Genomic DNA, 5249 nt, shown 5'->3' with positions numbered 1-5249 from the left:
CCGCACGACGGCCGGTGCCCCTCCCGGTCGCGCAGACGCTCGGCCTGGTTCTGGCCGACGACGTCGTCGCCCCGTTGTCGCTGCCGGGCTTCGACAACTCGGCGATGGACGGATACGCGGTCCTCGTCGAGGACGTCGCCGCCGCGACCGACGACACCCCGGTGCGGCTTCCGGTCGCCGAGGACATCCCCGCAGGCCGCACCGACATCCCGACGATCACATCGGGCGTCGCCCACCGGATCATGACGGGCGCGCCGCTGCCGTGGGGGGCGACGGGCGTGGTGCCCGTCGAGGCCACCGACGGCGCCGTGGACACGGTGACGATCCGGACGAGCGCCCGGCCCGGGCAGCACATCCGCCGCGCGGGCGAGGACGTCACCGCCGGCACCACCGTGCTGCGGGCCGGTCAGGTCGTCACACCCGCGGTGCTGGGTCTGGCCGCCGCGCTCGGCCTGGCCGATCTGACGGTGGTGCCACGCCAGCGGGTACTGGTGCTGTCGACCGGCACCGAACTGGTGGCGCCGGGCACCCCGCTGCAGCCTGGTCAGATCTACGAGTCCAACGCGGTGATGCTGGCGGCCGCGGTGCGCGACGCCGGCGGCGAGGTGGTGGCGTCGCCGATGACCGGCGACGACGTCGACGCGTTCCGCGAAACCCTGCGGCACCACACCGCCGCAGGACACGTCGACCTCATCGTCACCACCGGCGGCGTCAGCGCCGGCGCCTACGAGGTGGTCAAGGACGCATTGTCGGGAACCGTCGAGTTCGTCAAGGTCGCGATGCAACCGGGCATGCCGCAGGGCGCGGGCCGCGTGGACGACACCCCCATCATCACGCTGCCCGGCAATCCGGTCAGCGCCCTGGTGTCGTTCGAGGTGTTCATCCGGCCGGCGCTGCGCGCCGCGATGGGCCTGCCCGACCCCGACCGGCCGCGCCGCACGGCCGTGCTCAGCGAGGACCTCACCTCTCCCCGCGGCAAGCGCCAGTTCCGCCGCGGGGTGCTCGACGGCGATGCGGTGACCAGCTACGGCCCGCCGGCATCACATCACCTGCGATGGCTGGCGTCGGCGAACTGCCTGCTCGAACTCGACGAGGCCACCGGCGAGGTGGCAGCCGGCGAGCGTGTCCTGGTGTGGGACCTGCGCTAGCAGATCAGTCCCTGCCGCACGCGAGCCCGTCGCCTAGGGACCCGTAGAATCGCTGCACGATGGCCAGACGCCCCGACCTCAAAACAGGCCCCGCGCGACTGGCGGCCCTGATTCGATCTTCGGTCCCGCCGATGCACCCCGAGGGTCTGCCGTTCGTCGGTGTGAGCCTGGCGGTCGCGCTCGTGGGACGCCGGAACCGCTGGCTGCGCCGCGCCGGCCTCACCTCCGCCGCCGCCAACGCCGCGTTCTTCCGGCACCCGCCACGGCAGCCACCGACCCGGCCCGGCCTGGTCGTCGCACCCGCCGACGGGCTGATCTGCGTGGTCGACGAGGAGATACCGCCGAGCGAACTCGGACTGGCCGCAACACCGTTGCCGCGCATCAGCATCTTCCTGTCGCTGTTGGACGCCCATGTGCAGCGGGCCCCGATCGGCGGGGAGGTCGTCACCGTCGCGCACCGCCCCGGGCTGTTCGTCTCCGCCGACCTGGCCGCCGCCAGTTCCGACAACGAGCGCAACAGCATCCTGATCCGCTCGCCCGAGGGGGCCGAGGTCGTCGCCGTGCAGATCGCCGGACTGCTGGCCCGGCGCATCGTCTGTGGCGTCAAGCCCGGCGACAAGATCGCCATCGGTGATACCTACGGCCTGATCCGCTACGGCTCCCGGCTGGACACCTACCTGCCCGCCGGGTCCGACATCCTCGTCGAGGTCGGCCAGCGGGCGCTGGCCGGCGAGACCGTGCTGGCCGAGTTGCCATGATCAAACCCCGCACGCGCCGGATGAAGGCGCCGGTCATGAGCGTCCGCATCCTGCCCAGCGCGATGACGGTCGCCGCGATCTGCCTCGGGCTCAGTGCCGTCAAGTTCGCGCTCGACGACCGGCCGACCGAGGCGATGGCGTTCCTGGCGATCGCCGCCATCCTCGATGCCCTCGACGGCCGGATCGCCCGTGCGCTCAACGCGACGTCACGGATGGGTGAGGAACTCGACTCGCTGGCCGATGCGGTGAACTTCGGCGTGGCACCGGCGTTCATCGTCTATGGCACACTGCTGTCCACGTCCCAAATCGGCTGGATCGTGGTGCTGCTCTACTCGGTGTGCATCGTGCTGCGGCTGGCGCGGTTCAACGCGATGCTCAGCATCGAACAACCTGACTACGAGAAGAAGTACTTCGTCGGAATGCCCGCCCCCGCAGGGGCGATCGGGGCGATCGGGCCGCTGGCCGCCAAGATGCAGTTCGGCGAGGGCTGGTGGACCTCGGAGCCGGCCGTGGTGATCTGGATGATCACCGTCTCGCTGTTGGCCGTCAGCACGCTGCCGATGCGCAAGATCCACACGTTCTCGGTCCCGCCCAACATGGTCGCGCCGCTGCTGGCCCTGCTGGCCATCGGTGTGGCGGCGGCAATCCTCTACGGCTACATCGTCATCCTGTTGATCATCGCGGCCTACGTCATCCACATCCCGTTCGCCATCCGCACCCGGCGATTCCTGTCGCAACACCCCGAGGTGTGGGACGACAAACCACGACAGCAGCGCGCCGCGCGGCGAGCCTTCCGTCGGGCCCAGCCGCATCGCCGGTCGATGATGCGACTCGGCCTGCGCCGGCCACCGAGGGGCTGACATGTCCGAGCTCGACACCTCACCGGCCCGCCCGCCGGGAGCGCACCTCGCACTGACGGCCCGGTTGAACAACTCGGCGCTGGACAACCGACGCGGCGTGGTCCGGCTGCATCCCGAGGCCATCGCCGCACTGGGCATCCGCGAATGGGATGCGGTATCGCTGACGGGTGCGCGCACCACAGCCGCGGTGGTCGGGGCGGCGCCGGCCGGCACGCCGACGGGCACCGCACTGCTCGACGACGTGACTCTGTCGAATGCCGGTCTGCGGGAGGACACCTCGGTGCTCGTCGCTCCGGTCACGGTGTACGGCGCCCGCAGCGTCACGCTGAGCGGGTCACGGCTGGCTACCCAGTCGATCGCCGGGGCGACCTTGCGGCAGGCGCTGCTGGGCAAGGTGATGACGGTCGGGGACACCGTGTCGCTGCTGCCGCGTGACCTCGGGCCCGGCACCTCGAGCTCCCAGGCCAGCGCGGCGCTGGCGTCGTCGGTGGGCATCACGTGGACCTCGGAGCTGCTGACGGTCACCGCGGTGGATCCGTCCGGACCTGTGAGCGTGCAACCCAATTCACTGGTCGGTTGGGGCTCCCTCGGCGCGCAGGGCACCCCGTCGGCCCCTGACGCCACCGCCGGACACATCGTCACCGAGGAGCCCCCGGCGATCGGGTTCGACGACCTCAAGGGCGCCCACGTGCCGGCCGGCCGGCTCGCCGAATGGCTCAAGCTCGCGCTCGACGAGCCCGAGCTTCTGGAAAAGCTCGGCGCCACAGCCAATCTCGGTGTCCTGGTGTCGGGCCCGGCAGGCGTCGGCAAAGCCACCATGGTGCGCACCGTCTGCGCCGGCAGACGGCTGGTCGAACTCGACGGACCGGAGGTGGGGTCGCTGCACGCCGAGGACCGGCTCGGCAACGTGGCATCGGCGGTGCAGGCGGTGCGTGACGGGGGCGGTGTCCTGCTGATCACCGACATCGACGCCCTGCTGGCGGTACCCGCCGATCCGGTGGCCACCCTGGTCCTCACCGAGTTCCGCTCGGCGATCGCGACCAAGGGTGTGGCGTTCGTCGCCACCTCGGCGGTCCCCGACAACGTCGACCCCCGACTGCGGGCACCCGATCTGTGCGACCGCGAACTCGGGCTCAGCCTGCCCGACGGGGCGGTGCGCAGGCAGTTGCTCGAAGTGCTGCTTCGTGACGTTCCCACCGGTGATCTCGATCTCGACGAAATCGGTGAGCGCACACCGGGATTCGTGGTGGCAGACCTGGCCGCCCTGGTGCGTGAGGCGGCGTTGCGGGCCGCCGCGCGGGCCAGCGAGAACGGCGAGGCGCCTGCGTTGAAGCAGGAGGACCTGACCGGGGCCCTGGGCGTCATCCGACCACTGTCACGGTCGGCGACCGAAGAGGTTTCCGTCGGGTCGGTGACGCTCGACGACGTCGGCGACATGGTCGAGACCAAGCAGGCGCTCACCGAAGCGGTGCTGTGGCCGCTGCAGCACCCCGAGACGTTCGAGCGCCTCGGCGTACAGCCACCGCGGGGAGTGTTGCTCTACGGCCCTCCCGGCTGCGGGAAGACCTACGTGGTGCGGGCACTCGCCAGCTCGGGCCGGCTCAGCGTGCACGCGGTCAAAGGCGCTGAGCTGATGGACAAGTGGGTCGGATCGTCAGAGAAGGCGGTGCGCGAGCTGTTCCGCCGGGCCAGGGATTCCGCCCCCTCGCTGATCTTCCTCGACGAGATCGACGCGCTGGCACCCCGTCGCGGACAGAGCTTCGACTCGGGCGTCACCGACCGCGTGGTGGCGGCGATGCTGACCGAACTCGACGGCATCGAACCGCTCAACGACGTTGTCGTGCTCGGGGCGACGAACCGCCCGGACCTGATCGATCCGGCCCTGCTGCGGCCGGGCCGGCTGGAGAAGCTGGTGTTCGTCGAGCCTCCCGATGCCGAGGCCCGCAGCCAGATTCTGCGCACGGCGGGCAAATCGGTTCCGCTCGCCTCGGAAGGATCCGAAGCCGTCGACCTCGACAGCCTGGCCCGCGACCTGGACGGCTACAGCGCCGCCGACTGCGTGTCACTGCTTCGCGAGGCGGCGCTGACGGCGATGCGCCGGTCCATCGATGCCGCGGACGTGACCGCCGCCGACGTCGCCGCAGCCCGTGAGGCGGTGCGACCCTCACTGGACCCCGCCCAGGTGGATGCGCTGCGGGACTTCGCCGACGCCCACTAGCTCTCGCGCTGCATTGAGACTGCGCGGGTGGCGCGACGCACTCGTACTCCTGCGCCGCCACCGCAGTCTCGACGAATCGGGAATACATCTTGACAGTGACTAGTTACTGACGGCATAGTCGAACTAGTCGATGTCAAGATGTTGAGGAGCATGGCCATGGATGTGCGGGACTCAGTAACCCCCGGCCTGCGGGCCGGCGATCGCGACCGGGAATCCGTCGCGACGCTGCTCGGGCAGGCCCTGGCCCAGGGGTATCTGGACATGG

The 5249-nt window shown here is 70.6% G+C and carries 5 protein-coding genes; all 5 read left to right on the top strand.

Annotated elements, in window-relative coordinates; translation table 11 throughout:
* On the top strand, positions 1–1148 hold a 1148-nt coding region (gene moeA / locus WA944_RS26840), incomplete at its 5' end, for a molybdopterin molybdotransferase MoeA (RefSeq protein ID WP_526647513.1).
* A gap of 59 nt (positions 1149–1207) precedes the next feature.
* Positions 1208–1906 (top strand): phosphatidylserine decarboxylase, encoded by a 699-nt coding sequence (locus WA944_RS26835; RefSeq protein WP_370333501.1) that lies wholly within the window; start codon positions 1208–1210, stop codon positions 1904–1906.
* Positions 1903–2766 (top strand): CDP-diacylglycerol--serine O-phosphatidyltransferase, encoded by an 864-nt coding sequence (gene pssA / locus WA944_RS26830; RefSeq protein ID WP_526373873.1) that lies wholly within the window; start codon positions 1903–1905, stop codon positions 2764–2766. Before WA944_RS26835 ends, pssA begins: the two co-directional genes overlap by 4 nt.
* Position 2767: 1 nt before the next feature.
* The gene (locus tag WA944_RS26825; RefSeq protein ID WP_526647512.1) at positions 2768–4984 is read left to right on the top strand and encodes an AAA family ATPase; all 2217 of its coding nucleotides are present in this window, start codon (positions 2768–2770) and stop codon (positions 4982–4984) included.
* 138 nt (positions 4985–5122) lie between these two features.
* On the top strand, positions 5123–5249 hold a 127-nt coding region (locus WA944_RS26820), incomplete at its 3' end, for a DUF1707 domain-containing protein (RefSeq protein ID WP_526647514.1).

Source organism: Mycobacterium sp., assembly GCF_049683355.1.
Lineage (GTDB): Bacteria > Actinomycetota > Actinomycetes > Mycobacteriales > Mycobacteriaceae > Mycobacterium.
Note: the sequence above shows the minus strand (reverse complement) of the source record. Positions and strands in the feature narration are given on the sequence as shown.

Coding starts and splice junctions, on each gene's coding strand:
- WA944_RS26825 (WP_526647512.1), top strand. CDS start 2,768: ATGTCCGAGCTCGACACCTCACCGGCCCGCCCGCCGGGAGCGCACCTC.
- pssA (WP_526373873.1), top strand. CDS start 1,903: ATGATCAAACCCCGCACGCGCCGGATGAAGGCGCCGGTCATGAGCGTC.
- WA944_RS26835 (WP_370333501.1), top strand. CDS start 1,208: ATGGCCAGACGCCCCGACCTCAAAACAGGCCCCGCGCGACTGGCGGCC.